Below are 26,615 nucleotides of genomic sequence, written 5' to 3' on the forward strand. Positions count from 1 at the left end.
GTCACGGACTCAAGCGACAGGGGCGGCCCGCGGTGGCGGGTCACGGCGCAGGGGGCGGCGTACGGGAGGCGCGGTGCGGGCTGGCACCGCGCCTCCCGTCCCGTCGGTGGGCGCGTCTGCGGCGGGGCCGACGCCCGGGAGCGACCCGAGCCCGGGTCGGCGCGCTGACGCGCAGCGCAGCGGGAGCGCGCCTCAGTCGGCGGCGAGGGCCGCGGCGGCGAAGTCGCGGACCGCGGCGCGCGCGGCCGGCGGGTCGAGCACGACCGCGCGACCGGGCAGCCCGGCGACGAGCCGCACGACGCCGTCGAACCCGTTCGACGCGGCCAGTCGGATGCGCACCCGGCCGTCGGTGTCCGGCGCGTCGGCCGTGTCCGCGAGGAAGTCGGCCACGAGCGGCAACGACGACGAGTCGAGCTCGACCGTGACGATCACGTCCTCCGCCGACTGCTGGAACAGCGTGTCCGGGATCACGACGTCGTCGATGGACTTCTCGGCCGGACGGTCGTCGACCCGCACGCCGGACATCCGGTCCAGGCGGAACGTCCGGAGGGCCTGTCGGTCGAGGTCCCACGCCCGCAGGTACCAGTCGGTGTCGATCGACTCCACGCGCAGCGCGTCCACCCGGCGGGTGCTCCCCCGCGTGCGGGGTCCGGCGTAGTCGAAGACGAGGCCTCGGCAGTCTGCCGTCGCGCGACGGATGGTCGCGAGGGCGACGTCGTGCAGGTCCTGTCCGACCGTCACGTTCGCCGCCGCACCACCGGCGCCGCGGGAGAGCTTCGCCATGAGGGCCCGGATCGCGTCGCGGTCGGCGGCCTCGGGCAGGGCGGAGAGGTACTGCAGCCCGGCGATGAGCGCCGACGCCTCACGCGCCGAGAGCCGGGGCGAGTCGTCGATCGCGACGAGGTTCGTCAGCACGATCATGTCGTTCTGGTCGAAGTCGTCCCAGGCGATGTCGAACAGGTCGCCGTGCTGGTACTGCATGGTCTCGCCGGGGACGCCGGACACCGCGATGAGCTCGACGGCGCGGCGGATCCGGGTCTCGGGCACACCGAAGTGCCGCGCGGCCTCGGCGACGGAGACCCGCTCGCGGTCGATCAGGTAGGGCACGAGGGCGAGCAGGAACGCGAGCTTGTCCTGTGCCTGGAGCGGTTGCTGCTCAGCCACGGGTGCTCCCGTCGTGGTCGTCGGTGTGGTCGGCCACGAGGGCCGTCAGGCGCGCGGTCACCCGGTCGCGCAGGTCCTCCGGCTCGAGCACACGGACCTCGGGGCCGAACGCGGCGAGCTCCTCGGCGAGGATCTGCGGGTCGACGTGGTGCAGCACGAGGACGCCGTCGTCGTCGGTCTCGGTGTCGCGACGTCGCGCGAGCCGGCGCGCGGCGTCGGACCCCGGTGCGACGCGGATCCGTGCGGTGCGGGCCGCCCAGACCCGTTCGAGTTCGGCCAGGGCGCGTTCGCCGGCGCCGGCCGGAGCCGGGTGCCGTCCGACCTCGAACTGCGTGACGGGGCCGACGATCCGGGCCAGGAGGTAGTTCTTCTCGCTGCCCGTCGCGAACTCGTGTGCGGCGAGCATCCACCGGCCGCCGTGCTGGACGAGGGCGAGCGGCGCGACCTCCCGACGACGGGGTTCGTGCTGACCGGGCGTGATGTAGTCGAACCGGACCGCCGCGGCCCGGTCGAGCGCCGAGCGCAGCGGTTCGAACGCGACGTCGCGGGCGCGGAGCCGCGGGGCGTACGCGTCGACGCCGATGGCCCCGGCCGCGTCGTCCTCGGACCCGGCGGAGCGGACCTTGAGGAGGCCACGACGGGAGTCGGCGGACAGCGCGCCCTCGCGCCAGGCCATCGCCGCGAGCGACAGCAGCGCCGACTCGTCCGGCGTGAAGCGGACGTCGACCGGCAGGTCGTACTCGCCCTTCGGGATCCGGTACCGGAGCGTCTGGTTGTTGCCGGCCGCCCCGGGCGTCTCGATCGTCTCGAGCGGGATGCCGAGCTCGCGGACGTCGTCCTTGTCGCGCTCGAACTGTCGCTCGAGCGAGGCGTTGTCGCCGCCCGTCGTGAACCGCTGCCGGTAGCCCTGGACGTTCGCCAGGATCTCGGACTTCGTCAGCCCGGACTCCGTCGAGAGCAGCGCGAGCACCAGGCTGAAGAGCCGTTCCTCGGCAGGCACTCGGGGCACACGGGTCGCTGGCACGAGCCGATCCTACGGCAGCGCGGGTGCACCGGAGTGCACCCGCGCCGCGGTCGGTGGACGGTCCGGGAAGGTCAGGCCGAGACCTTCCCGAGGACGTCGATCACGTACGCGTACGCCTGTCCCTGCTGGTGCACGATCGCGAGGACCTGGTCGCCGACGCGGTGGCCGACGATGGCGTTCCGGACGCCCTCCTGCACCTGGCCCTTGGCGAGCGGGACGCTCTGCGCGCCCGACCCGTCGGTCCAGCTCGAACCGGCGACCGACGAGTCGGCGCCGTCCGTGCCCCAGGACACGGCGGTGTACTTGATGAGGGCGGTGTCCTTCTCGGTGAGCACGGCGCCGCTGCCCTTGCGGAGCAGGTGCGTCTCGTCCGAGGACGGCGCGCTCCACGACGGGATCGTGATGCCGGGGGCACCGGAGGGTGCGAGCACGACGGCGGGCATGCCGTCGCCGGCGAGCTGCGGGGTGCCGGTGGCGCGGGCGTCGTAGGCGCGCTTGACGTCGATGACCGCGATGACGGCGTCCTCGGTCTTGCCGGAGGTCGTGCCGGTCTCGCCGGTCGTGGACGAGTTGAGCGCGCTCTTCGGCAGGGCGACGGCGAGGCGGTCCCCAACGTGCGCGCACTCGAGCGAGGCACCGAGGGCACCGTAGTTGTCGGCGCCGGCCGTGATCGGGGCCGTCTGGCCGGAGTACCCGCTGGTCTGCGCGACCTCGCCGGTCGAACCGTCGACGAGCGTGTACTCGATGAGGACCGGCGTGCCGTCCTCGATCTCGCGTCCGTCGCCCGTCTTCAGGACCGAGACCTGCGTGCCCTTCGTGGTGAGGCCGCTCGGGACGCTGACCTTCGGCTCCTTGCCGAACGCACCCGTCGCGGTGACCGCCTCGGACGCGGCGCCGGGAGCGGCACAGCTCGACGGCGTGGAACCGGCCCCGCTCGCCGCGCACCCGGTGAGTGCTGCGGCGAGGCCGATGGTGACCAGGAGTGCGGGGATGGTGCGCACGGACCCTCTTTCCGTTCGATGCAGGACGGGCACGACGCGTAGCCTACCGGTCGTCCTCAGCAGGGCCGTCCGCGTCGGACGTTGCGGGGCCGGCCTCGGCAGCGGCGACCTTGCGGGCCTGCGCCGCCGCCTGCCGCGCGACCTTGCGGAGCTTCTTGTCGCTGGCCGACCGCTCGCCGACCGCGCCGGGGGTCCAGGCCTCGACGTCCTCGTCGGAGAACTCGGCCTTGCCTGCGCGACGCTTCAGGTTGGGGAGCACGACGCCGTCCGCCAGCCGGCGTGCCGTCACGAGGAACCCGGTGTGCCCCACCATGCGGTGGTCGGGTCGGACCGCGAGGCCCTCGACGTGCCAGGTGCGCACGAGCGTCTCGCTCGACTGGGGGTCCGTGAACCGACCGGTGTCCCGGAGCGCCTCGGCGGTGCGGGACAACTGCGTGACGGTTGCGACGTAGCAGACGATGAGGCCGCCGGGGACGAGGGCGTCGGCCGCGGCGTCGACGCACTCCCACGGCGCGAGCATGTCGAGGACGACCCGGTCGACACTCTGCTCGTCGACGGCGCCCGGCAGTTCCTCGACGAGGTCGCCGACGGTGACCGACCAGTTGTCTGGGACGGCACCGAGGAAGGTGCCGACGTTGCCCCTGGCGATGGCCGCGAACTCCTCGCGACGCTCGAACGACCGCAGCTGCCCGGTCGGGCCGATCGCCCGGAGCAGGAAGAGCGAGAGCGCCCCCGAGCCGACACCGGCCTCGACCACGCGGGCGCCGGGGAAGACGTCGGCGAACGCGACGATCTGGGCCGCGTCCTTCGGGTAGACGATCGCCGCACCGCGGGGCATCGACATCACGTAGTCGTTGAGGAGCGGGCGGAGCGCCAGGTACTCGTCGCCGGTGCTCGCACGGATCACCGAGCCGTCGGGCTGCCCGATGACGTCGTCGTGCCGGAGCACGCCGCGGTGCGTGTGGTACTCACCGGCGACCTCGAGCGACAGGGTCGTGAGCTTGCCCTTGGGGCCGGTCAGCTGCACGCGGTCACCGGCGCGGAAGGGTCCGCGCGGCGGGGTGTGCGGCGCTCCCCCGGCGGTGTGCGGGAGGTGTTCGGTCGGGTTCGGGACGGCGTCGGTCATCGCGCGACCTCCTGGGTGCGGGCGGCGAGGGCCGGGCCGGTCAGCTCGACGAGCCGGTCGACGTCGACGTCCGCGAGGGTGGTCAGGTGGACGTCGCCGCCCGTGATGTCCGACAGCGGCACGATGTGCTCGACGGCGACCGTCACCGCGCCGGAGGCCACGGCCGAGGCGACGCCGGTGGCGGAGTCCTCGATCGCGATGCAGGCGGTGGCGTCGACGCCGAGCTGGGCCGCGGCGGAGAGGTAGGCGTCCGGGTACGGCTTCGGCCGCTCGACGTCGTCACCGGCGACCACCACACGGAAGCCGCGGTCGCCGATCGCCTCAGCGGCGACGAGCGCCATCTTGCGGCGGGACATCGTCACGAGCGCGGTCGGGATGCCGCGGTCGTGCAGCCCCTCGATGAGTTCTCGGGCGCCCGGTCGCCACGGCAGTTCGCCGTCGCGCAGTCGCTCCATGACGTAGTCGGTCATCCACTGGATGATCTCCTCGACCTCCATGTCGACGCCCTTGTCGCGGAGGAGCTCGCCGGAGCGCTCGAGACCGCTGCCGACGAGGGACAGTCCGTCCTCGTGGGTCCACTCGGCGCCGTACCGCGCCGTCAGCTCGACCTGGGACTGCTGCCAGATGGGCTCGGTGTCGATGATCGTGCCGTCCATGTCCCACAGCACGGCTGCGGGCAGGACTCGGTCGGGGTGCTGGGCGGTCACGGGCGACGAGTCTACCGGGGCGGCCGGACCCGCTTTCCGCTCACCGCGGACGCATGGACGCACTGCGGTCGAGCGGCCCTATCCTTGTTGCTGCGATTCGTGTCCGGCCGAGGGCGGTCCCGCACCGCGCTCGCCCCGCTCCACCACCAGGAGGTCCCGTCCGTGCCACAGCACTCCCCCTTCAGCGACGGTCGACTGCTCGTCGTCGCCTTCGAGGGCTGGAACGACGCCGGAGAAGCGGCGAGCGGTCTCGCCAGGCGCATCGTCGAGTCGCTCGAGCTCGACGAGCTGCGTGAGCTCGACGGCGAGCGGTACGTCGACTACCAGTTCAACCGGCCGAACGTCGGCACGGACGAGAACGGCGGGCGCGGCATCCAGTGGCCGCGGATCGTCCTGCACGGCCCCGGCGCCGAGGGCCGACCCGTGATCGGCGCCACCGGCTCCCCGTCCGAGCGCGACGTGTTCGTGCTCGTCGGCCCGGAGCCCTCGCGCACCTGGCGCGGCTTCTGCGCCGAGATCATCGACCTCGCCGACGTGTACTCGATCGACGCGGTCGTCTTCGTCGGTGCGATGCTCGCCGACGTCCCGCACACCCGGCCCATCTCCGTCTTCGTGTCGAGCGAGAACGCCGGCGTCCGTGCCGCGTTCGACGTCGACCGTTCGTCCTACGAGGGGCCGACCGGCATCCTCGGCGTCCTCGCCGACGCCATGGACACCGCCGGGCTCACCACGCTGTCGCTCTGGGCCTCGGTGCCGCACTACGTGCACAACTCGCCGTCGCCGAAGGCCACGCTGTCGCTGCTCGACAAGATCGAGGAGCTCACCGACGTCACCGTCCCGCGGGGATCGCTGCTCGACGACGCCACCGAGTGGGAGGAGGGCATCGACGCCCTCGCGGCCGACGACGAGGACATGGCGTCCTACATCGGCCAGCTCGAGCAGGCGCGCGACACGGTCGACTCCCCCGAGGCCTCGGGCGACGCCATCGCGCAGGAGTTCGAGCAGTACCTGCGCCGTCGCGAGCGCAAGGACGGCAAGGACGGCGGTACCGCCGGCGGCGAGGGCTTCCGCCCGCCGCCTCCGGCGCAGTAGACGTGACCAACGGACGGACGGGAGGCGCGGAGCCAGCTGGCACCGTCCCTCCCGTCCGTCCGTTGGGGACGTTCCGGGCGCGCGGCCGCGCACCGAACGGGCGCGGTCCGTCACGCTCAGCACGCGGATCCGGCCCGTTCCGCCCTTTCGGCGAATCCGAGCGGCGCGTCCTGCCCGCTCGATTCCGCTGTTGCGGCCTCGAGGTCAGCCCAGGCGGATGCCGAGGAGCGCGTCGACGAGGTCGACGAGCTCCGGCGTGACCGCCGTCCCGCCGGCGATGGCGGTGTCCACCGCCGCGACGGCACCGGGCGTGTCGAGGTCGTCCGCGACACGGGCCCGGACGCGCGCGACGACGTCGGCCGCGTCGTCGGCGTGTCCGGCATCGCTGCCGGACGCCCACGCGTCCCAGGTCGCCAGACGCGTCGTCGCGCTCGTGAGCTCGGCGTCGAACCACTCCCAGTCGTCCGAGTACTTGTGCGACAGCAGCGCGAGCCGGATCGCGCGGGGGTCGGCGCCGTCGTCGAGCAGCCCGCGGACGGTCACGAGGTTGCCGAGCGACTTCGAGATCTTCTCGCCCTGGTAGGCGATCATCCCGGTGTGCACGTACGCGCGTGCCAACGGCTGGTGCGCGAGGGCCGCGGCGTGCCCCGCGCTCATCTCGTGGTGCGGGAAGACGAGGTCGCTGCCGCCGCCCTGCACGCTGATCGGCAGGCCGAGCTTGTCGCCAGCGATCACGCTGCACTCGATGTGCCACCCCGGACGACCGGGGCCGAGCTCGGTGTCCCAGCTCGGTTCGCCGTCGCGGGCGGCACGCCAGAGCAGTGGGTCGAGCGGATCGCGCTTGCCCGGGCGGTCGGGATCGCCGCCCCTCTCGGCCGACAGGGCGAGCATCGTCTCGCGGTCGAGCCGGCTCTCGTCGCCGAGGGTCCACGACTCGGTCGGACGGTTCACGTCGAAGTAGACGTCGTCGCCGTCGGAGTCGTCGGTCGGCACGTCGTAGGCGTAGCCGGTCTCCTGCAGGAACGCCACGGCCGCTGCGACGCGCTCGACCTCGTCGGTGACAGCCACGTAGTCGTCCGGCGGCAGGATGCGCAGCGCCTCCATGTCACGCCGGAACAGGTCGATCTGCGACGCGGCGAGGTCCCGCCAGTCGACACCGTCACGGGCGGCGCGTTCGAGGAGCGGGTCGTCGACGTCGGTCGTGTTCTGGGCGTACTCGACCTCGAGCCCGGCGTCGCGCCACACGCGTCCGAGCGTGTCGAACGCCAGGTAGGTCGCGGCGTGGCCGAGGTGGGTCGCGTCGTACGGGGTGATGCCGCAGACGTAGAGCGCCGCCCGCTCCTCGCCGCCGGTCGGGTCGACGGGCTTGCCGCTCGCCGTGTCGTGCACGACCGGGCGGGGCGCGGAGCCCGGGACGTCGGGGACGGACGGGACCTGCCAGGCCCTCACGGCTGGATCACTCCGAGCGACAACAACACGATGAGAACGATACCGAGTGCGATGCGGTAGACGACGAACGGCATGAAGCTGCGCTTGCTGATGTAGTTCATGAACGCGGCGATGACGACGAAACCGACGACGAACGCGACGACGGTCGCGATGAGCGTGTCGACGACGCCGAAGGGCGCTCCGGTGTCCCCGAGGCTCGTCGCCGCCTCGTACAGCCCGGAGAGGAACACGGCGGGCACGGCGAGCAGGAACGCGAACCGGGCGGCTGCCGGGCGGGTGTATCCGAGCGCGAGCCCCATCGACACCGTCGCCCCCGAGCGCGACACCCCCGGCACGAGCGCGAGCATCTGCGCCAGGCCGATCAGGATCCCGCCGCCGAACGTCATGTGCTCGAGGCGGCGCACCTTCTTGCCGACGACGTCGAGGACGCCCAGCACGATGCCGAAGACGATGAGCACGATCGCGACGATCCAGAGCGACCGGAAGGTGGTCTCGATCGAGTCCTTGAGCAGCAGCCCGGCGACACCGATCGGGATCGTGCCGAGGATCACCAGCCAGCCGAGGCGCACGTCCGGGTCGCCCTTCGGGACGTCACGCTGGACGACGGAGCGGAACCACCGGCCGACGATCCGGGCGATGTCCTTCCAGAAGTAGATGAGCACCGCGGTCTCGGTCCCGAGCTGCGTCACGGCGGTGAACGCCGCACCCGGGTCCTGCGCGTCCGGCAGGAACAGCCCGACGATGCGCAGGTGGGCGCTGGACGAGACCGGCAGGAACTCGGTGAGCCCCTGGACGAAGCCGAGGAAGATCGCCTCGAGGATGTGCACGCACGGGCCTTTCGGGGAAGTCGGTCAGGACACCGCCACGGAGGCGACCACGCACGGTATCAGTACGTGGCGAGGAGGTCTCCGAGGACCCGCCGACCGAACGCGAGCGCGTCGAGCGGCACCCGCTCGTCCACGCCGTGGAACATGGCCGGGAAGTCCACCCCGGCCGGCAGCTGGAGCGGGACGAACCCGTACCCGGCGATGCCGAGCGTCGAGAGCGCCTTGTTGTCCGTGCCGCCGGAGAGCAGGTACGGCAGCACCGGGGCACCGGGGTCGTGGCGGCCGAGGACGTCGCGCACCGCGTCGACGAGCGGCCCGCCGAAGTCCTGCTCGAGGCCGATGTCGCGGAAGGACATCACCACCTCGACGTCGTCGCCCGCGAGCTCCCGCACCCGCGCCAGCACCGCGTCCTCGTCGCCGGGCAGGCACCGGATGTCGACCAGGGCCTCGGCGCGGTCCGGGATCACGTTGTGCTTGTACCCGGCCGTCAGCACCGTCGGGTTCGTCGTCGTGTGGAGCGCCGCGTGGATGAACCGCGAGGCCGAGCCCGTCGCGAGCGCCACCTCGTCCGGGCCGGTCACCGTGGGGTCCACGCCGAGGAACCGCGCGACCTCGGCGACCATCGCGTCCGTCGTCGCCGACAGCCGGACGGGCCACTCCTCGCTGCCGATCCGGGCGACCGCGGCGGCGAGCTTCGTGACCGCGTTGTCGTGGATGACGTGCGAGCCGTGCGCCGCCGTGCCCGTCGCGACGAGCTTGATCCACATGAGCGCCTTCTCGCCCGTCTGCAGCAGGTAGGCACGACGGTCGCCGAGCGTGATCGAGTAGCCGCCGACCTCGCTGATGGCGGCGTTCGCGCCCCGGAACACCTCGGGGTGGTGCTCGACGACGTGGTGGGAGCCGAGGACGCCCCCGGCCTCCTCGTCAGCGAAGTACGCGATCACGAGGTCCCGCTCGGGTGCGCCCTGCCGCTCGATGACGTCCGACAGCGACGTGAGCATCATCGCGTCCATGTTCTTCATGTCCACGGCGCCGCGACCCCAGAGCATGCCGTCACGGACCTCGCCGCCGAACGGGTCCACGGACCAGTTCGCCGGGTCCGCGGGCACGACGTCGAGGTGGCCGTGCACGACCAGGGCGGGCTTGTCGCGGTCGCGTCCGGGCACCCGGGCCACGACGCTCACCCGGTCGGGCTCGGACTCGAAGAGCTGCGGCTCGAGTCCGAGTGCTCGGAGCTCCGCCTCGACGTAGTGCGCCGCCTCGGTCTCGCCGCGGGACTTCCCCTCGCCCCAGTTCGTCGTGTCGATGCGGATGAGGTCGCGGGCGATCGCCGCGGTGGCCTCGAGGTCGGTCGGCGTGGCCTCCGGGTTCGTCATGGCCCCACGCTACCGGTCTGGTCCGACGTGCCCGGTGCCCGGCGTCACAGCGGGACGCGCCCGGGATGCGTTGCCGTGTTCATCGCGCGTTCAGACCCGTGCTAGTGTCTTCTCTCGGCAGGAACGCCGGGGAAAACCCGGGAAACAGACACCAGACACCCTGTCCGGGTGGCGGAAATGGTAGACGCGCTAGCTTGAGGTGCTAGTGCCCGTATTAGGGCGTGGGGGTTCAAGTCCCCCCTCGGACACACGAAGGAGAAGCCCCCTGGCCACCGGCCAGGGGGCTTCTCCCGTTCCGGTCGCGGCGGCGACACGGACCCGCGGTCAGTGTCGGATCGCCTCCTGCACCCACCGCGCGGCACCCTCCGCATCGACGAAGCGCCCGTCGTCCTGCGCGTCCGCCGCTGCGTCGAGGAGCGCACGGAACCGCGGCCCCGGGACGAGCCCCGCGTCGATGAGGTCGCGGCCCGTCACCAGGCGCGGCCGCGGCCCCGACACCTCGTCGGCCAGCACGACCTCGAACCACGCCCACGCCGGAGACGGCCCCGACGCCGGGCCACGACCCCGCGAGTCCGCCTCGCACACCCGTGCCCAGACCTCCACGGCCGACAGCGGACCGCCGAGTCGGCGCCGGAGTCGTCTCACGGCCGGGACGGACGGCGGCGCGCCCGTCGTCGAGTGCGCCACCATGTGCTCCCGGATCGCGGGGACCACCCGGTCGACGACGGCCCTCGGCGCACCGATGCGGCGGAGCAGTGACCGCGCGGCACGGGCACCGCTGACCTCGTGTCCGAGGCTCCGGATCCGGACGGTGCCGTCCTCGCCCCGCACCCGCTGCGTGCCGTCCCCTGCTTTGCCGAGGTCGTGCAGGAGCGCGGCGAGCACGACGACCGTCCGGTCCTCCCCCGTCACCCCGTCGGCCGTGCAGGATGCCGCCGCGGCGTCCGCTGCGAGCCCCAGGTGCACGTGCACCGGACCCTCCGGGTGCCAGTGCGGGTCCTGCGGCACGTCGCGGACCGCGGCGAGCTCCGGGAAGTGCCGTTCCCACCCCGTGGCGTGGAGGACGTCGAGGGCCCGCGAGGGGTGGTCGCCCCTGGTCACCTTGCGCACCTCCGGCCAGGTGCGTTCCGGTGCCACGGCGGGGAACGCGTCCACCAGTGAGCGGGCGACGGCGACCGTGGCGGGGTGCACGCTGAGGTCGAAGCGCGCGGCGAGCTGGGCGGCCCGCAGCACCCGCAGCGGATCGTCGCCGAACTGCTCCGAGGTGTGCCGGAGGATCCCCCGAGCGGCGTCCTCGATCCCGCCGAACGCGTCGACGTACTCGTTCGTCGCCGGGTCCCAGGCGATCGCGTTCACGGTGAAGTCCCGACGGGCGGCTGCCCGGACGAGGGCCGCGTCGTCGCTGCCGCTCGGGAGCACGGCGACGTCGGCCTGCACGCCGAGGAACACCACCTTGAGCACCTCGAACCGCGTGCCGGCGAGGACGACGACGGCCCCGGCCGCGCGGAGGGCGTCCATCACCGCAGCCGTCTGGGTGCCGTGCACCTCGACGTCGACGTCGTGCTCGGGGTCGGTGCCCGACCGCCCGGTCTCGCGGAACACGGCGTCACGGACCACCCCGCCGACGAGGAGCGCGCGGCCGACGCTGCCGAGGACGGCGAGGAGCGCGGCGACGGCACCGGTCACGCCGAGCGCGTCCTCGGGGTCCGTGGGGCCGGGGCACCGGTGGACGGCCGCGGGCAGGCGAGCGGCACCGCAGCGGGGGCAGGAGATGGTGGTGGTCACGTGCGGCCTCTTCCAGGACCTCCGTGCGGCGGCACCGAGGGAGTCAGTCTGCCGCACCACGCGCGTCGGCGCGACCGGACGACGGACAGGAGGCGCGGTGCCAGCCGGCACCGCGCCTCCTGTCCGTCAGGGTCTGGCGTCTACGACTTCGACGCCTCGACGAAGGTGCGGCGCGGGTCGGTCTCCTTGATGAGCGACGTTGCGTCGCGACCCGAGACGGCACCGGTGATCCACCCGATCACGATGCGCACCTTGCGGTTGAGCGTCGGCATCGCGTACACGTGGTAGGCGCGGTGTGCGAGCCAGGCGAGCAAGTTGGTCATCTTGATGCCCTTGATGTTCGCCGCACCCTTCGCGACACCGTACGAGGCGACGGTGCCGATGGACGGGTGGCGGTACTCCTCGAGCGGCTTGCCGGTGATCGTCGCGACCACGTTGTCCGCGGCCACGACGGCCTGGCGGACGGCGTTCTGCGCGTTCGGCGGGTAGTACGCCGGCTGCTTCTCGGCGGTCAGGTCGGGGACCTGCGCGACGTCGCCGAGCCCCCAGACGCCCGGGACGACCTCGTGCGTGTCCTCGCTCTCGACCTGCAGCTTCGCGTTCGCGGCGAGGTGGCCCTTCGGACCGCGCGGCAGGTCGGAGGCGTCGAGGAGCGGGTTCGGCTTCACGCCGGCGGTCCAGACGAGCAGGCCGGCCGCGAACTCGTCGCCGTCGGAGAGCTTGATGACGCCGCCCTCGGCGCTCGGCATGGTGGTCTTCAGACGGACGTCGATGCCACGGGCGCGGAGGGACTCGAGGGTCCACTTCGACAGCTCCGGGCCGACCTCGGGCGCGACGCGGTCGAGCGCGTCGATGAGGACCCAGCGGGGGTGCTCGCCGGCGAGCGACGGGTACGTCTTGATGGCGGCCTGCGAGACGTCGAACAGCTCGCCGATCGCCTCGACGCCGGTGTAGCCACCGCCGACGAAGATGCTCGTGAGCAGGCGGCGGCGCTCGTCCTCGTCACGCGTGGCAGCGGCCTTGGCGATGTTGTCGAGGAGCTTCGCGCGGACGTAGGCAGCCTCTTCCACGCTCTTGAAGCCGACGCCGTACTCCTCGAGCCCGGGGGTCGGGAAGGTGCGGGTGACGGAGCCGAGGGCGACGACGAGTTGGTCGTAGCCGAGCGTGCGGTCGTCGCCGCCCGCCGTGGCGATCGAGACGGTCTTGTCAGCCGACGAGATCCCGGTGACCTTGCCCTGGATGACCCGCGTCTTGCCGAGCGCGCGGCGCAGCTCGAAGGTCACGTCCTTCGGGGCGATGTGGCCACCGGCGACCTCGGGCAGGAACGGCAGGTACGTGTAGTACGTGTTCTGGTCCACCAGCGTGATGCGCATCGGCACGGTCGCGGCGTGCTTCTGGAGCTGCTTGACGGTGGTGTAGCCAGCGGAGCCGCCGCCGAGGACGAGGACGTGAGGGATGGAGTCTGCCATTCCCCCGGTCTACCCGACTTCGGCTTGTGATGTCATGTGCCGCGCGGCCTGTCGCGGAGCCGCCACCAGGCGGTCTCGGCGAGTTCGACGCCGGTGTAGACGCCGTGCGGGGTCCGACGGGACTCGGTGAGCGAGAAGCGGCGGAGCCGGTAGCCGCCGCCGAAGCGGTCGATGATGGCCTCGGGCGAGGACTCGGGGTCGCGCTTGACGTACCAGGTGCGGTCGTCGACGGCCTCGATCACGCGGTGCTCACCGACGCCCGCCGATGCGGGAGCGCAGCACGTCGATGCGCTTCTGGATCTGCTCGATGCTCGCCTGCGCGACCGCCGGACCCCCGCTGATGCGGCGGAGCTCCGCGTGGATCGCGCCGTGCGGCTCGTTCGCGTGCCGCGACCAGATCGAGACGAGCCGGTGCAGTTCGGACCGCTGCTCCTTGATCGTCTGGTACATCGGGCGGTCCTCGGTGGCGGCTGCGGCCTTGGGCATGCCGTCCTTCGGGGTGCGCCCCTTCGCTCGCTTCGCCTGGGTCGCCTGCCGCGCGCGGAGCAGGTCGCGCACCTGGTCGGGCTCGAGCAGCCCCGGGATGCCGATGAAGTCGAGTTCCTCGAGCGATCCGACCTCGCCGCCGGTGCCGAACTCGCCGCCGTCGTAGAGGACCCGGTCGAAGGAGGCCTGCGAGTCGAGCGCCTCGAACGGCTGGACCTCGAGCAGGCTCTCCGACGCGCGGTCCTCCTTGTTGGCCTCGGCGACCATCGCGTCCTCGGGGTTGTACATCCCGTCGTCGGCGTCCTTCGGGCGGTCGAGGGCGTGGTCGCGCTCGAGTTCGAGGGAGGCAGCCAGCGCCATCAGGCCGGGCACGCTCGGCAGGAACACCGACGCCGTCTCGCCGCGCCGTCGGGCTCGGACGAACCGGCCGATCACCTGGGCGAAGAAGAGCGGGGTGCTGGCGCTCGTCGCGTACACGCCGACGCACAGTCGCGGGACGTCCACGCCCTCGGACACCATCCGGACGGCGACCATCCAGCGCGAGGTGTCCTCGGCGAAGGCCTGGATCCGGCTCGACGCCGCGGCTTCGTCCGAGAGGACGACGGTTGGCCGCTCGCCGGTGATCTGCTGCAGGATCCGGGCGTAGGCGCGGGCCGTGGTGGTGTCGGTGGCGATGACGAGCCCGCCGGCGTCCGGCACACCACGGCGGACCTCGGTCAGGCGTTTGTCGGCGGCGGAGAGGACGGCCGGCATCCACTCGCCCTCCGGCGAGAGGGCGGTCCGCCACGCCTGGGCGGTGATGTCCTTCGTGACCTGCTCGCCGAGCGACGCCGACATCTCGTCGCCCATGCGGGTCTTCCAGCGCATCTGCCCGGCGTACGCCATGAAGAGCACCGGACGGACGACGCCGTCCTTGAGGGCACGTCCGTAGCCGTAGTTGTAGTCGGAGATCGAGGTGCGGATGCCCTGCTCGTCGGGGGCGTACTGCACGAACGGGATCGGCGCGGTGTCCGAGCGGAACGGGGTGCCGGAGAGGGACAGGCGACGGGTCGCCTTCGAGAACGCCTCCCTGATGCCGTCGCCCCAGGTGAGGGCGTCGCCGCCGTGGTGGACCTCGTCGAGGATGACGAGCGTCTTGCCGCCGGCGGTGATCTTCTGGTGGACCTCAGGGTTCATGCCGACCTGGGCGTACGTGATCGCCACGCCCTGGTAGTGCCGGCCGAACATGCCGTCGCCGTTCTTGAACATCGGGTCGATCCGGATGCCGACACGGTCCGCCGAGTCCGCCCACTGCCGCTTCAGGTGCTCGGTCGGGGCGACGACGACGATGCGGTCGACGGTGCCGCGGGCGAGGAGCTCGGTGGCGAGCCGGAGCGCGAACGTGGTCTTGCCGGCGCCGGGCGTGGCCGCGGCGAGGAAGTCGCGCGGCTCGGTCTCGAAGTACTTCGTCAGCGCCTCGACCTGCCAGGCGCGGAGCTTCGAGGCGGTGCCCCAGGCGGCACGGTCCGGGAACGCCGGCGACAGGTTCTGCACGGCCGAGTTGCCCGCTGCCTCGGCAGCGGCGACGGCCTCGTCGTGGGCGACGACCGCATGCTCAGGTGCGGCGGTACCGTCGTCCCACAGGGCCGCGGGCTGGTCCCCCGCCCCTGGCTGATCGGTGTACTCGGCTGCGCTCACTGCACGAGATTCTACCGTCACCCTTCGTCCTGCCGAGCGTGTGGGACGTGCCCCTCGGGCGTGCCGCGCACCAGGGATGCCGGTCGGAGCACGCCGGCGCCGAAGCGAGCGGCGACCGCGTCGATCGTCGTCTCGGTCTCGCGCCACGGCGCGTCGTCGTCCCACAGCGCGTTGCTCGCCGCGGCCGGCACGAGGTTCTCGCCGCGGACCCCGATGAGGCGGATCCGGTTGCCCGGCCGGTGCAGCACGTCGTACAGCTCGACGGCTTCGCGGTGCAGGCGCTTGGCGACGTCGGTCGGTTCCGCGAGGGTGCGGGACCGGGTCAGCGTGCTGAAGTCGGTGTAGCGGACCTTGAGCGCCACTGTCCGTGCCTGCACGTCGGCGCGCCGGAGTCGCACGGCCACCTTGTCGGCCAGGCGCAGGAGTTCACGGGCGACGTCGTCGCGCTCGGTGAGGTCGTGGCCGAAGGTGACCTCGTGCCCGATCGACTTCTCGCCGACGCCGGCCTCGACCGTCCGCGGGTCGCGGCCCCAGGCGAGGTCGTGCAGCCGCTGGCCACCGGCGGGTCCGAGCGCGGAGACGAGCGAGCCGAGGGGCGTGGTCGCGAGGTCACCGACCGTCCGGATGCCGCGGCGCTCGAGGGTCTCCTGCGTCTTGCCGCCGACGCCCCACAGCGCGGAGACCGGCTGCGGGTGGAGGAACGCCACGGTGTCGGCCGCCGGCACCACGAGGAGCCCGTCCGGCTTCGACCGGCTCGATGCGAGCTTCGCCACGAACTTCGTCGACGCGGCGCCGACCGAGCAGTGCAGCCCGGTCTCGGCGAACACGGCGGCGCGGATCGCCCGGCCGATCTCCCACGGTGTGCCGTAGAGCCGGATGGCCCCGGCGACGTCGAGGAACGCTTCGTCGATGCCGAGCTTCTCGACGCGCGGAGTGAACCGGTCGAAGACGTGCATCACGGCGTCCGACTTCGCACGGTACTTCTCGAAGTGCGGCTCGACGATGATCGCGTTCGGGCACCGACGCTTGGCGACGGCCATCGGCATCGCGGAGTTCACGCCGTACTTGCGTGCCTCGTACGTGGCGGCCGTCACGACGGAGCGGTCGGAGTCGTGCCCGACGATCACGGGCAGGCCGCGGAGGTCCGGCCGGTCCAGCAGCTCGACCGAGGCGAAGAAGGCGTCCATGTCGACGTGCAGCACGGTCGCCGTGACGTCGTCCACCGGTGCGTCCGAGACGAGCCGGTTGCGTCCGTCCTGTTTGCTCACGCGCCGATGATGCCACCAGCTACCGACATCGCGGTCCGCGGGGGCGGGGGCTCACCGGCTGGCCGGACACTAGCCGGGCAACCCCGCACGAAGCGGCGCGGGCGGCACCGTGCGGCTCCCGTCACCGCGTGCCGGGTTGCCCGCCCCGTGCGGCGCTACAACCTCGCACCGAGCGGGCAGCGCCGCACCGGCCGACGGTCCCCGCACCGTGCGGCGTCGGCGATCGCCCGGCTGCACCGTGCGGCTCCCGTCACCGCGTGCCGGGTTGCCCGCTCCGTGCGGCGCTACAACCTCGCACCGAGCGGGCAGCGCCACACCGGGCGACGAAACCCGCACCGGGCGCCGAAACCCGCACCAGGCGAGCCGGCCGCCCGCCCCGCGCCCCCGCGCCACCGCCCCCGTCCGCCCCCGCCCGCGCCTCGCCCCCGCCCTCGCCCGTCAGGCGAGCGGCCCGAGCACCGACGCCGCGATCGTCCGCGCCGCCGAGTCCCGCGTCGACGGGTGGTACTGCCCCGCCCGGACGTCCCGCGCCAGCCGCGCCAACTCGCTGCCCGCCCGGTAGGCGCTCCCACCCACCACGCGCATCGCCTCGTCCACCGCGTGCGCCGTTGTGTCCACCGCCCGGGCCTTCGTCCCCACGAGCAGCGGGAACCACCGCGCCCCGAGGTCGTCGAGCTCGTCCACCGACCGCGCGAGCGACGAGACCTGCAGCTCGACCGCGTCGACGGCGCCCTGCACGTCCGCGATCGCCCGCCGGACGTCGGGGTCCGCCGAACGCGGGGTCCCGTCCCGGGCGGTCCGGGCGTGCACCGCCGACACCGCCAGCGACACGGCCCGCGAGGCGATCCCGACGTACACCGACGCGACGAGGAGCTCGAACGCCGCGAAGACCCCGAACACGAGCGGGTCCTGGTTCGGCCCCACCGGCAGGCTCCGCACGATCCGGTCGGCCGGCACGTGCACCCCGTGCAGCAGCGTCGTCGGGCTCTGCGTCGCCCGCATCCCGAGGGTGTCCCAGTCGTCCAGGTGCTCGACGTCGCCGTCCGACCGCAGCACGAAGCCGTGCACCAGTCGCGGTTCCGCGCCGCTGCCGTCCTTCCCGAACACGCTCAGGACGTCCCACGCGGGTGCGAGCGAGGTCGACACCTTCGTGCCCGTGAACCGGTAGCCGCCGTCGCCGTCCGGCTCCGCCGACGTCGTCGAGTCGAACAGCACGGCGTCGTTGCCGGGTTCGCTCACCCCGAACGCGAGCAGGCGGTCGTCCGCCGCGTGGTCGGTGACGGACTGGAGGAACGACTCGCCTCGCGCGGTGACGGCTCGCGCCGCCTGCACCCAGACCTGGTGCATCCCGAGTCCGAGCGCCGTCGCCGGTGCGGCCTGCGCGAGCCGCTGCTGCACCGCTGCCGTCGCGGCGAGCCCGAGCCCGGCGCCGCCGCGCTCGACGGGGACGCCGAGTCGGAGGTAGCCCGCCGCCCGCAGCTCGTCGAGGTCCTCGGCGCAGAACGCGTTCCGGGCGTCGTAGTCGGGCGCACGCGCCGCGATCCGGTCGAGCAGCTCGTCGGGCAGGCTCCGGGACGGGTTGGCCTTCGTCATGGCACGAGACTATGGTCCGAGGGGTGTCAGATCGTCATCCGTGGTCCAGGTACGTCGCGATCGGTGACTCGTTCACCGAGGGGATCGGGGACCCCGACCCCACGGTGCCCGGCGGCAACCGCGGCTGGGCGGACCGGGTGGCCGAGGTCCTCGCGCACCAGTCCGACGACTTCGCGTACGCCAACCTCGCGATCCGCGGACGGCTGCTCCAGCAGATCATCGACGAGCAGGTCGAGCCGGCGCTGGCGCTGCACCCGGACCTCGTGACGGTGTCCGCGGGTGGCAACGACATCATCCGCCCGGGCTCCGACCCCGACGAGCTCGCCGAGCGCGTCGACGCGATGGTCGCCCGGCTCCGGAGCGACGGCGCGACCGTGGTGCTCTTCACCGGGCCCGACGTCGGCATGACCCCGGTCCTCGGGATGGTCCGCGGCAAGACGGCGATCTACAACGAGAACCTGCACGCGATCGCGTTGAAGCACGGTGCGATCGTGGCGAGCATGTGGGCGCTCCGCGTCCTCCGCGACCCGCGCATGTGGGCGCCCGACCGACTGCACCACTCCCCCATGGGCCACGCCACCGTCGCCGCCGCGGTGCTGGACGCACTCGGTGTCGAGTACGGCCTCGAACCGTTCAACCCGGAGCCGCTCGAGGCCCGGCCGTGGCGCGAGGCCCGCGCCGAGGACCTCGGCTGGGCGCGCGAGTACCTCGTGCCGTGGGTGGTGCGGCGGATCAAGCACACGTCCTCGGGCGACGGCGTGACCGCGAAGCGGCCCGAGCTCCAGGACGTCGTCGAGCACCGCTCCGACATCCCCTAGGCCCCGTCAGTCGGCGGGGCGCCGGAGCGTCATCGGCCCGTCGTGCAGGGGTTCGGTCCCCCACCTCGCCCCGACCGTGCCCCGGTCGAGGTCGACGCGCAGGTGCAGCAGGTGCGGCGTCTCGACGAACCGCAAGGCGACGCGAACCGTCCCGTCCGGCTCGGTCGCGGCGCTCGCCGCGAGGGCGCCGTCGACGGCCCATCGTCCTTCGCCGAGCGGCACCGAGTCCGAGCGTCCGTCGTCGGTCACGGTCATACGGATCCCGTCGCCGTCGCGCGCGAACGTGACCGCGTCGAGGATCCCACCCGGGCGGGACCGCAGGGAGACGTCGGCGAGGTGCTCGGGGAGGCGACCACCCGCCACCGGTGGCAGCCCCAAGGAGGTGAGCCGCGCCTCCAGGCCGGCGTCCGCGGCCGCGTCCACGTCCGCTGCGTCGAGGGCGGGCAGGAGGTGCTGCCAGGCCGCGTCGAGGACGGCCTGCATGTCGAGGCTCTGCCCGGTGAGCGCGAGGACGACGTCCTGCTCGGGCAGGACGACGCAGAACTGGCCGTAGGCGCCGTCGCCGCGGTACCCGTGGCGGGCCATCCAGAACTGGAAACCGTAGCCCTGCGACCAGTCCGGGTTCTCCTCGGCCGGGTTCTCGACCTGCGTGCTCGTGGCCTGCGCGACCCAGTCCTCGTCGAGGATCCGCTCGCCGTCCCACACGCCACGCTGCAGGTACAGCTGTCCGAGCCGCGCGATCGCCCAGGTCGGCGCGTAACAGCCGCTGAAGCCGAGCTCCGCGCCGGTCTCGTCGCGTCGCCAAGCGAGGTCGTCGATGCCGAGCGGGTCGAGCAGCCGCGGGCGCAGGTAGTCGACCAGCGTGCCGCCGCTGACCCGCCGGACGATGGCACCGAGCGTGTAGGTGCACGGCTGGTTGTAGGCGAAGACGCTGCCGGGCTCCTCGTCGGGCGGCGTGAGCAGGAAGCCGCGGACGAGGTCGTCCGGGTCGGCGGCACGGGCCCGGTCGAGGGCTTCCTCGCGGTGCCCGCTCGCCATCGCGAGCAGGTGCCGGACGCGGATCCGGCGGCTGCGCTCGTCGGTGATCTCGGCGTCGAGCTCGGGGAAGTACGACAGCGCGGTGGCGTCGAGGTCGATCAGCCCCTCGCGGACGGCGATCCCGACGGCTGCGGCCGTGAAGCTCTTGCTGAGCGAGTAGAGCAGGTGGACGCGGTCCTCGGCGTACGGGTGCCACCACCCCGCGGCGGCCACCTGACCGTGGCGGAGCAGCACGATGCTGTGCGGCTCGACCCCCGGTGTGGACTCGAGGGCGTCGAGGAACCGGTCGACACCGCCGGCGTCGATGCCGAGGGCGGACGGTGCAGCGGTGGGGAACGTCGTCGTCACACCATCGACCCTACGCGTGCGGTCGACCGGTGCGTCGGACGGAACCCGGGACGAGCCTGAGAGGCACGGCATCCGGGTCACGGCCGCCGTCCACGCTCCTGCGCCATGATCCCCCGGTACGACTGCACCACAGCACGAGGGGGCCCGATGACGGCAGCGGTCCGCCCGGGGCGGGTGTCGGCGGCGGTGCCCGCGCGGTGGACGGTGCCCGCGCTGTCGACGGTGCTCGTCGCCGTCGCCACGGCCGTGCTCGCCTGGGTCCGCATCGGCGCCCCCGCCCGCGGCGTCGCCTGGGCCGAGGACTCCGGGCGATTCCTCACCGACCGGCTCGTCCTCGGCCCGGTCCGGTCCGTCTGGCACCCGTACGACGGGTACCTGCACGTCCTGCCCCGCCTCGTCGTCGACGCCGCCGTCGCGACCGGGCGCATCGACCTGTACGCCCTGACGGTCTCGGCGCTGTCGTGCGCGGTCCTCGGCGCGGTCTGCGGCACGGTCTTCGCGCTCGCCCGCGACGTCGTGCGGTCCTGGCCGCTGCGCGTCCTGCTCGCGGTCGTCCCGGCGGTGATCCCCCTCGCACCCGTCGAGATCGCCGGCACCGCGGCGAACCTGCACTGGTACCTGCTGTTCGCGGCACCCTGGCTCCTCGCCCACCGTCCGCGGAGCTGGTGGGCGGCCGGTGCCACCGCCGCGGCCGTCGGCGTCGTGACGACGAGCGAGATCCAGGCGGCCGTGTTCCTCCCGCTGCTCCTGATCGGCCGTCGGCAGGTGCGCGTGCTGCCCGTCGCCGCGACCGCGGTGCTCGGTGTCGCGGCGCAGGCCACCGCGGCCCTGACGCACCCCCGTTCCGCGACGCACCAGGGTGGCATCACCTCGTTCCGGGACATGACCGCCGGGTTCCTCGCGCAGGTCGTCGGCGGCAGCTGGGACGCCGACGTCCGCGCCGTGGGTGCCTCCGTCGCAGCGCACGGCTGGTGGGTCGTCGCCGTGCCCGCGGCGCTCCTCGTCGCCGCCGTGGTGACCGCGCTCGTGCGGGCACCCTGGCCGTCCAGGTGGATGCTCCTCGCCACCACGGTCGGCGCCGGCCTCGTCTGGTACGCGGCGCTCATCGTGAACCGGACGCCCGGCACCACGTGGTCGACGTTCACCCCGTCGGACTGGGCGGACACCGAGCCCCTGCGCTATGCGGCGGCGGCGTCGATGTTCCTCGTCGCGGCCGTGGTCCTCGCCGCCGACGTCCTGCTCGCCCGCGGGCGGTGGCCCTGGCGTGCGGCCGGCGGGGCGCTCGTCGTCGTGACGGTCGCCGCCCTCGTCGCCGGGAGCGGAGCGACACCGCTCCGCGCGGACGGCCCCGTGTGGGCCGCCCAGGTCGAGCACCGTGCGGCCCACTGCGCCGCGCATCCCGGGGACACCGTCCGGATCGGCGGGATGCCACGGCTCGCCGGGTGGGACGCGGTCGTGCCCTGCTCGATGATCGAGCACGCCGTCGGGCGCTGAGCCGGTCGAGCGCGCCGTCGGCCCGACGCTCGTCAGGCGCGCCGTCGGGCGCTGCGCCCGTCGGTCGTCAGGCGCCCTGGAACGGGTTCGTCCACCGCCACCAGACGCCCGGGTCGTCGATCGACCGCTCGAGCACGAGCGGGACCGTCACCGCGTCGTGGTCGGTGATCGTGAACCGGACCCGTCCGACCCGCTCCCCCTTCGTGCCGAGCGTGATCCGGTCGAGGTGCGTCGACGCGGACACCGTCGTCCTCCCCCAGACGAGCACCTCGGCCGCCCGGCCGGACACCGCGTCGGCCTCGTCCTGCCACGGCGTCGAGAAGGTCCCGAACGTCTGGCCGGCGTGGGTGAGCGTCACGACCTGGAAGTTGTCGGCGACCGACCGCAGCAGCCGTTGGACGTCGTCGTCGAGCGACTCGTGGTCGACGCCGCCGAGCATCGCCCCGACCACCGTCACCTGCCGGCCGCCCCGCTCGTAGGTCGCGGCGAACAGCAGGCACGCCCCGGCCTCGTCGAGCGTGCCGGTCTTGATGCCCTCCACGCCGTCGAGCCCGAGCAGCTTGTTCGAGTTCTCGATCTCGCCGGCACCGGGGACCGTGACCTGCTTCGTCCCGACGACCTCTTTCACCACCGGGTCGGCGAGGGCCAGCTGCCCGAGCATGACGAGGTCGGTCGCGGTCGAGGTGTTGCCGGCGTCGAGGCCCGTCGGCTCGTGGATCGTGGTGTGGTCGAGTCCGTGCTCGTCGAGCCAGGTGTCCGCCGCGGAGCGGTACGCGTCCATCGACCCGAACGCCCACAGCGCCAGCGCACCGGCGTAGTTGTTCGCGGACTTCATGAGCATGACCTGGAGCGTCTGGTACTCCGACAGCCGCAGGCCGGCCGGCATCGGCGCGACCTCGCCGTTCACCGCGAGGTACTTCGCGTAGAGCGCCTGCATCCCCGGGCTGAACGTGATCGTCGGCCCGGACTCTCCCTGCTCCAGCGGCTTCGCGTCGAGGACGACGAGCGCCGTGACCACCTTCGAGATGCTCGCGATCGACCGTGGCTTGGTGTCGCCGCTCGTGCGGAGGCTCTCCGGGAAGTCGGTGGCCTCGACCGCGGTCGCGCCGTAGCCGGGGAACGTCAGGTCCGGCACCGACGACGTGGGCGCCGAGTAGGTCGTCGTCGAGGCGCTCGCCGGGGCGAACGGCACGACGGCCGCGGCCACGAGGTAGCCGACCGCCAGCACGAGCACGGCGACGACCGAGACGGTCACCGGCCTCCGGACGGCGGAACGGGGGCGGCGGACGACTCGTGACACGGGAACCGAGCGTACCGGGGGCGGGTCCCGCGCGGCTGCGAGGACGCGCGGACAGCGGGACGGCGGACGGGAGGCGCGGCTCGGCCCAGACACGGACGGTCGCGTCCGGCGGGACCCCGGTCCCGAGTCGTCGGTACCCCGACGCGGTGCGCTGCCACGGGCGGCGGGACGGTGGAGGCGGGACGCGACCACCCGGTCCCCCGGCCCGACCGACGGGGACGAGCCGCGCCTCCTGGACGCGACTCAGGCGCGCTCGGCGGCGAGCCGCTGGGCGTGGGTGACCGCCCACAGGCCGACGGCGCTCGCCGCGGCGACGTTCAACGAGTCGACGCCGTGCGCCATCGGGATCCGCACCGTCGTGTCGGCCGAGGCGATCGCCGCGGGCGTGAGGCCCTGCCCCTCGGTGCCCATCACGAGCGCCACGCGCTCCGGCACGTCGGCGACGAAGGCGTCGAGGTCCACCGAGCGGTCCGTGAGCGCCATCGCGGCGAGGTGGAAGCCCTGCGCCCGGAGCTCCTCGCCGGCGGCCGGCCAGTCGCCGATGCGGGTCCAGGGGACCTGCAGCACGGTGCCCATGCTGACCCGGACGCTGCGGCGGTAGAGCGGGTCGGCGCAGCGCGGGCTGACGAGGACCGCGTCGGCCCCGAGGCCGGCGACGCTCCGGAAGACGGCGCCGACGTTGGTGTGGTCGACGATGTCCTCGAGTACGACCACGACCTTCGCGTCGCGCACCACGTCCGCGACGCTCGGCAGTTCCGGACGGTGCATCGCGGCGATGGCGCCACGGTGCATGCGGAACCCCGTGAGGTCCTCGAGCAGGTCGTCAGGACCGACGAACACCGGGCCGTCGTGGTCCGCGACGACCGGCAGGACGCTGTCCAGCCACTTCTCCTGCACGAGCACGCTGCGTGGGACGTGACCGGCCCGCACGGCACGCTCGATGACGGTGTTCGACTCGGCGATGTAGAGCCCACCCTCGGGCTCGGACACGCGGCGCAGGGCGACGTCGGTCAGCCGGGCGAAGTCGTCGAGACGGGGGTCGTCGAGGGAGTCGATGCGGACGGCGTGCACGGGGCTCGATTCGGTGTCGGGAGGGTGTTGCCCGCGACGCCGTGGGGCCTCGCACGGCGGGAGGGAAGTGACCGGGTCGGTCGGCTGTTGAGGGTACCGTGAACACGATGGCCACGAGCGAACCGACCAGCCCCCAGGGCGCGACCGCGTCCGCGCTCGACCTCGACCGCGCCGTCGAGCTCCTCGCGGGCAAGCGCATCGCGGTGCTCTCGGGCGCCGGGCTGAGCACCGACTCGGGCATCCCCGACTACCGCGGTGCCGGCCGCGTCGTCCGCAAGCCGATGACCTTCCAGGAGTTCCGCGCCGACCCAGCCAAGCGCCAGCGCTACTGGGCCGGCTCGCACCTCGGGTGGCGGACCTTCGCGGCGGCCCGTCCGAACCCCGGGCACCAGGCGCTCGCCGGGCTCGAACGCGACGGTGTCGTCACGGGCATCGTCACGCAGAACGTCGACGGACTGCACCTCCGCTCCGGGTCCCGGCGGGTCGTCGAGATCCACGGGTCGATGGACCGTGCCGTCTGTCTCACCTGCGGGCAGGTGTTCTCGCGGGCCGACCTCGCGGCCGTGCTCGACCGCGACAACCCGTGGATCGACGAACCCGGGTCGGTGCAGCTCCAGCCCGACGGCGACGTCGAGATCACCGACGTCGATCGCTTCCGGGTGCCGGACTGCTCGGTGTGCGGCGGGGTGCTGAAGCCCGACGTGGTGTTCTTCGGCGAGTTCGTGCCGGCCGAGAAGTTCCGCGAGGCCGTCTCCATCGTCGCCGAGGCCGACGCACTGCTCGTCGTCGGCTCCTCGCTCACCGTGAACTCCGGCGTCCGACTGGTGGACCACGCCGCCCGCCGGAAGCACCCCGTCGTCATCGTCAACCGCGGTGCGACCCGGAGCGACGGCCGGGCCGCGGTCAAGATCGACGCGGGCACGACCGAGACCCTCGAAGCCCTCGCGGCGCGTCTGCGATGATCGAGCGGTGACGACGCTCCTGTACCTGGTCCGGCACGGCGAGACCGACTGGAACGCCGAACGGCGCATCCAGGGCTCGACGGACATCCCGCTCAACGACACCGGACGCGGGCAGGCACATGCCACCGCGACCCTGCTCGGGCGACGCCGGTTCGACGCCGTCGTCGCATCCCCGCTGTCCCGGGCGTTCGAGACGGGTGCCGTCATCGCGGCCCACCTCGACCTGCCCGAGCCCTCGACGTACCCCGGACTCGCCGAGCGCTCCTACGGCGAGGCCGAGGGCCTGACCGACGACGAGGTCCGGGCGCGGTACCCGCACGATGACATCCCCGGCCGCGAGTCCCGCAGCGCGCTGCTCGCCCGGGTGACCGAGACGCTCGGCGAGATCGCGGTGCGGTTCGACGCGGGCCGCGTCGTCGTCGCCACGCACGGCGCCGTCATCCGCACCGTCGTCAACGCCGCGGCCCCGGGGACGGCCGACCGGCACAGCACCCCGATCCGGAACGGGTCGGTGCACTCCTTCCGGTGGGACCCCGAGCGCTTCCGTGCGGAGCTCGTCCGGTTCGACGACCCGATCGACGAGGTGTCCGACGCCGAGGGCCGCTCGGCGTTCGCGGACCAGAACCCCCTCGAGCGTCGGGCGTAGCCGGGGGCACCGTACTAGGCTCCGATGCACTCGCAGACCCGAGCGTGTGAGGGGGGGCTGACATGACCGTCGACGGATCCGGTGGTGGGGGCGCTCGGCCCGGACGGCCCCAGAGCCCCGAAACGGACGACCTCGACCGCGCGTTCGGTCCGGACACCGCATCGGTCCCGGTGCGCACGCCGCGGCAGCGGGTCGGACGCAGTGCGCTCGTGGGCCTCGGCGTGGTCGTCGCGGTCGGTGTGATCGCGGTCGTGCTCGTCACGATCGTCGGGAGCGTGCAGAACGGCGTCGGCGGGGTGTTCCCGCAGCCCGGGGCCGCCCTCGACCGGTTCGGCGGCGCAGCACGCGCACTCGACGGGGTCGAGGGGGTCCGCGACCAGGAGCCGGAGAAGACCTCGTTCGCGAGCTACGACGTCGAGTCGACCGTCACGGTGACCCCGACCCTGTCCGACGAGGAGCGCACCGCGGTCGTCGAGGGACTCCGCACCGCGACCGAGGACGCCAGCGGGAACGGCGTCCGGGTGTTCGCCGTCGCCGACCTCGGCGCACTCGAGGTCGGGATCTCGACCGACGCGACGGTCACCCGGGAACGACTCGAGCTCGCCCGGCAGCTGGACGCCATCGGGGGTGTGTCCGCGGTCCGGTGCTCGTGGGGCGACGACGGCCCGTCGGACGACCCGGCGGATCAGACGATCACGGTCGAGACGATCGGTCGTGGTGCCGCACTCGGCGCCGTGGTGGCGAAGGCGACCGCGGAGGCGCACGCCGTGTTCCCCGGGGCGACGGTGACGGCGGTCCGTCCGTCCTCGTGACGGCGGTCCGTCCGTCCTCGTGACCGGTCGCGGGCGCGCACCGACCACGTGACCGGTAACGGGAGCGCACCGCCCGGATGAC

23 protein-coding genes and 1 tRNA gene are annotated in these 26,615 nt (G+C 73.2%); 7 read left to right on the forward strand and 17 right to left on the reverse strand.

Annotated elements, in window-relative coordinates; translation table 11 throughout:
* Positions 1-192: 192 nt before the first annotated feature.
* From ACQXVK_RS08035 to ACQXVK_RS08055, 5 genes are all read right to left on the reverse strand, one after another.
* Entirely contained in the window at positions 193-1,164 is a 972-nt protein-coding gene (locus ACQXVK_RS08035) for a helix-turn-helix transcriptional regulator (RefSeq protein ID WP_430853233.1), read from the reverse strand.
* Positions 1,157-2,188 carry a helix-turn-helix transcriptional regulator gene (locus ACQXVK_RS08040; protein ID WP_416393429.1) on the reverse strand — a complete coding sequence of 344 codons (1,032 nt, stop codon included), beginning with the start codon at positions 2,186-2,188 and terminating at the stop codon, positions 1,157-1,159. Before ACQXVK_RS08040 ends, ACQXVK_RS08035 begins: the two co-directional genes overlap by 8 nt.
* Before the next feature lie 71 nt (positions 2,189-2,259).
* A complete protein-coding gene (locus tag ACQXVK_RS08045; RefSeq protein ID WP_430853234.1) occupies positions 2,260-3,189 on the reverse strand; it encodes a hypothetical protein in 930 nt (309 codons plus the stop codon).
* 43 nt (positions 3,190-3,232) lie between these two features.
* Positions 3,233-4,315 (reverse strand): tRNA (adenine-N1)-methyltransferase, encoded by a 1,083-nt coding sequence (locus ACQXVK_RS08050; protein WP_022906241.1) that lies wholly within the window; start codon positions 4,313-4,315, stop codon positions 3,233-3,235.
* Entirely contained in the window at positions 4,312-5,022 is a 711-nt protein-coding gene (locus ACQXVK_RS08055; protein ID WP_022906240.1) for an HAD family hydrolase, read from the reverse strand. The genes ACQXVK_RS08050 and ACQXVK_RS08055 overlap by 4 nt, the downstream gene beginning before the upstream one ends.
* A 162-nt stretch (positions 5,023-5,184) precedes the next feature.
* On the opposite strand from ACQXVK_RS08055, the gene ACQXVK_RS08060 reads away from it, so the two are divergent.
* Positions 5,185-6,114: a proteasome assembly chaperone family protein gene (locus ACQXVK_RS08060; protein WP_031261723.1), complete on the forward strand. Its 930-nt coding sequence runs from the start codon at positions 5,185-5,187 to the stop codon at positions 6,112-6,114.
* Between the two features lie 204 nt (positions 6,115-6,318).
* Here the strand turns inward: ACQXVK_RS08060 and mshC are convergent, their stop codons facing one another.
* The 3 genes from mshC to ACQXVK_RS08075 are packed head-to-tail and all read right to left on the reverse strand — an operon-like array spanning position 6,319 to position 9,766.
* Positions 6,319-7,563, reverse strand: coding sequence for a cysteine--1-D-myo-inosityl 2-amino-2-deoxy-alpha-D-glucopyranoside ligase (gene mshC, locus ACQXVK_RS08065; RefSeq protein ID WP_430853235.1), 1,245 nt, complete (start codon positions 7,561-7,563; stop codon positions 6,319-6,321).
* A complete protein-coding gene (locus tag ACQXVK_RS08070) occupies positions 7,560-8,390 on the reverse strand; it encodes an undecaprenyl-diphosphate phosphatase (protein ID WP_430853236.1) in 831 nt (276 codons plus the stop codon). The genes mshC and ACQXVK_RS08070 overlap by 4 nt, the downstream gene beginning before the upstream one ends.
* 59 nt (positions 8,391-8,449) lie before the next feature.
* Positions 8,450-9,766, reverse strand: a complete 1,317-nt coding sequence (locus ACQXVK_RS08075; protein ID WP_402262998.1) for a M20/M25/M40 family metallo-hydrolase — start codon at positions 9,764-9,766, stop codon at positions 8,450-8,452.
* A 162-nt stretch (positions 9,767-9,928) separates the two neighbouring features.
* Here ACQXVK_RS08075 and ACQXVK_RS08080 point away from each other — a divergent pair.
* Positions 9,929-10,014: transfer RNA gene (locus ACQXVK_RS08080), tRNA-Leu, on the forward strand.
* Between the two features lie 76 nt (positions 10,015-10,090).
* Here the strand turns inward: ACQXVK_RS08080 and ACQXVK_RS08085 are convergent.
* The 6 genes from ACQXVK_RS08085 to ACQXVK_RS08110 form a co-directional block, all read right to left on the reverse strand.
* Positions 10,091-11,551 (reverse strand): HD domain-containing protein, encoded by a 1,461-nt coding sequence (locus tag ACQXVK_RS08085; RefSeq protein WP_022906235.1) that lies wholly within the window; start codon positions 11,549-11,551, stop codon positions 10,091-10,093.
* Between the two features lie 140 nt (positions 11,552-11,691).
* Positions 11,692-13,020 carry an NAD(P)/FAD-dependent oxidoreductase gene (locus tag ACQXVK_RS08090; RefSeq protein WP_430853237.1) on the reverse strand — a complete coding sequence of 443 codons (1,329 nt, stop codon included), beginning with the start codon at positions 13,018-13,020 and terminating at the stop codon, positions 11,692-11,694.
* Positions 13,021-13,052: 32 nt separating this feature from the next.
* Complete coding sequence (locus ACQXVK_RS08095) at positions 13,053-13,262, reverse strand: hypothetical protein (RefSeq protein ID WP_022906233.1); 210 nt, start codon at positions 13,260-13,262, stop codon at positions 13,053-13,055.
* 7 nt (positions 13,263-13,269) lie between these two features.
* Complete coding sequence (locus ACQXVK_RS08100) at positions 13,270-15,183, reverse strand: DEAD/DEAH box helicase (RefSeq protein ID WP_022906232.1); 1,914 nt, start codon at positions 15,181-15,183, stop codon at positions 13,270-13,272.
* 17 nt (positions 15,184-15,200) lie between these two features.
* Entirely contained in the window at positions 15,201-16,451 is a 1,251-nt protein-coding gene (gene dinB / locus ACQXVK_RS08105; RefSeq protein WP_430853238.1) for a DNA polymerase IV, read from the reverse strand.
* A 438-nt stretch (positions 16,452-16,889) separates the two neighbouring features.
* Complete coding sequence (locus ACQXVK_RS08110; protein WP_430853239.1) at positions 16,890-18,044, reverse strand: acyl-CoA dehydrogenase family protein; 1,155 nt, start codon at positions 18,042-18,044, stop codon at positions 16,890-16,892.
* Between the two features lie 23 nt (positions 18,045-18,067).
* On the opposite strand from ACQXVK_RS08110, the gene ACQXVK_RS08115 reads away from it, so the two are divergent.
* Positions 18,068-18,862 (forward strand): SGNH/GDSL hydrolase family protein, encoded by a 795-nt coding sequence (locus tag ACQXVK_RS08115; RefSeq protein WP_430853240.1) that lies wholly within the window; start codon positions 18,068-18,070, stop codon positions 18,860-18,862.
* A gap of 6 nt (positions 18,863-18,868) precedes the next feature.
* Here the strand turns inward: ACQXVK_RS08115 and ACQXVK_RS08120 are convergent, their stop codons facing one another.
* Entirely contained in the window at positions 18,869-20,248 is a 1,380-nt protein-coding gene (locus ACQXVK_RS08120; RefSeq protein WP_430853241.1) for a serine hydrolase domain-containing protein, read from the reverse strand.
* Between the two features lie 147 nt (positions 20,249-20,395).
* On the opposite strand from ACQXVK_RS08120, the gene ACQXVK_RS08125 reads away from it, so the two are divergent.
* Positions 20,396-21,742: a hypothetical protein gene (locus ACQXVK_RS08125; protein WP_430853242.1), complete on the forward strand. Its 1,347-nt coding sequence runs from the start codon at positions 20,396-20,398 to the stop codon at positions 21,740-21,742.
* Between the two features lie 67 nt (positions 21,743-21,809).
* Here the strand turns inward: ACQXVK_RS08125 and ACQXVK_RS08130 are convergent, their stop codons facing one another.
* On the reverse strand, positions 21,810-23,042 hold the full coding sequence (locus ACQXVK_RS08130; RefSeq protein WP_430853243.1) for a D-alanyl-D-alanine carboxypeptidase family protein: 1,233 nt from the start codon (positions 23,040-23,042) through the stop codon (positions 21,810-21,812).
* A 243-nt stretch (positions 23,043-23,285) separates the two neighbouring features.
* Positions 23,286-24,113 carry a TrmH family RNA methyltransferase gene (locus tag ACQXVK_RS08135; RefSeq protein ID WP_022905894.1) on the reverse strand — a complete coding sequence of 276 codons (828 nt, stop codon included), beginning with the start codon at positions 24,111-24,113 and terminating at the stop codon, positions 23,286-23,288.
* 107 nt (positions 24,114-24,220) lie between these two features.
* Between ACQXVK_RS08135 and ACQXVK_RS08140 the strand changes: the two genes are divergently transcribed.
* From ACQXVK_RS08140 to ACQXVK_RS08150, 3 genes are all read left to right on the forward strand, one after another.
* Positions 24,221-25,075 carry a Sir2 family NAD-dependent protein deacetylase gene (locus tag ACQXVK_RS08140; RefSeq protein WP_430853244.1) on the forward strand — a complete coding sequence of 285 codons (855 nt, stop codon included), beginning with the start codon at positions 24,221-24,223 and terminating at the stop codon, positions 25,073-25,075.
* Positions 25,076-25,082: 7 nt separating this feature from the next.
* Positions 25,083-25,721 (forward strand): histidine phosphatase family protein, encoded by a 639-nt coding sequence (locus ACQXVK_RS08145; RefSeq protein WP_430853245.1) that lies wholly within the window; start codon positions 25,083-25,085, stop codon positions 25,719-25,721.
* A gap of 62 nt (positions 25,722-25,783) precedes the next feature.
* Complete coding sequence (locus tag ACQXVK_RS08150; RefSeq protein ID WP_430853246.1) at positions 25,784-26,533, forward strand: hypothetical protein; 750 nt, start codon at positions 25,784-25,786, stop codon at positions 26,531-26,533.
* Positions 26,534-26,615 lie beyond the last annotated feature (82 nt).

Origin of the sequence: Curtobacterium sp. AB451 (genome assembly GCF_050585845.1) — a bacterium.
Classification (GTDB): domain Bacteria; phylum Actinomycetota; class Actinomycetes; order Actinomycetales; family Microbacteriaceae; genus Curtobacterium.

What these genes read in the sequence shown, in the direction of transcription:
- ACQXVK_RS08050 (WP_022906241.1), bottom strand. Translation starts at nt 4,315, where the DNA reads ATGACCGACGCCGTCCCGAACCCGACCGAACACCTCCCGCACACCGCC.
- ACQXVK_RS08075 (WP_402262998.1), bottom strand. Translation starts at nt 9,766, where the DNA reads ATGACGAACCCGGAGGCCACGCCGACCGACCTCGAGGCCACCGCGGCG.
- ACQXVK_RS08090 (WP_430853237.1), bottom strand. Translation starts at nt 13,020, where the DNA reads ATGGCAGACTCCATCCCTCACGTCCTCGTCCTCGGCGGCGGCTCCGCT.
- ACQXVK_RS08110 (WP_430853239.1), bottom strand. Translation starts at nt 18,044, where the DNA reads ATGACGAAGGCCAACCCGTCCCGGAGCCTGCCCGACGAGCTGCTCGAC.
- ACQXVK_RS08125 (WP_430853242.1), top strand. Translation starts at nt 20,396, where the DNA reads ATGACGGCAGCGGTCCGCCCGGGGCGGGTGTCGGCGGCGGTGCCCGCG.
- ACQXVK_RS08140 (WP_430853244.1), top strand. Translation starts at nt 24,221, where the DNA reads ATGGCCACGAGCGAACCGACCAGCCCCCAGGGCGCGACCGCGTCCGCG.
- ACQXVK_RS08150 (WP_430853246.1), top strand. Translation starts at nt 25,784, where the DNA reads ATGACCGTCGACGGATCCGGTGGTGGGGGCGCTCGGCCCGGACGGCCC.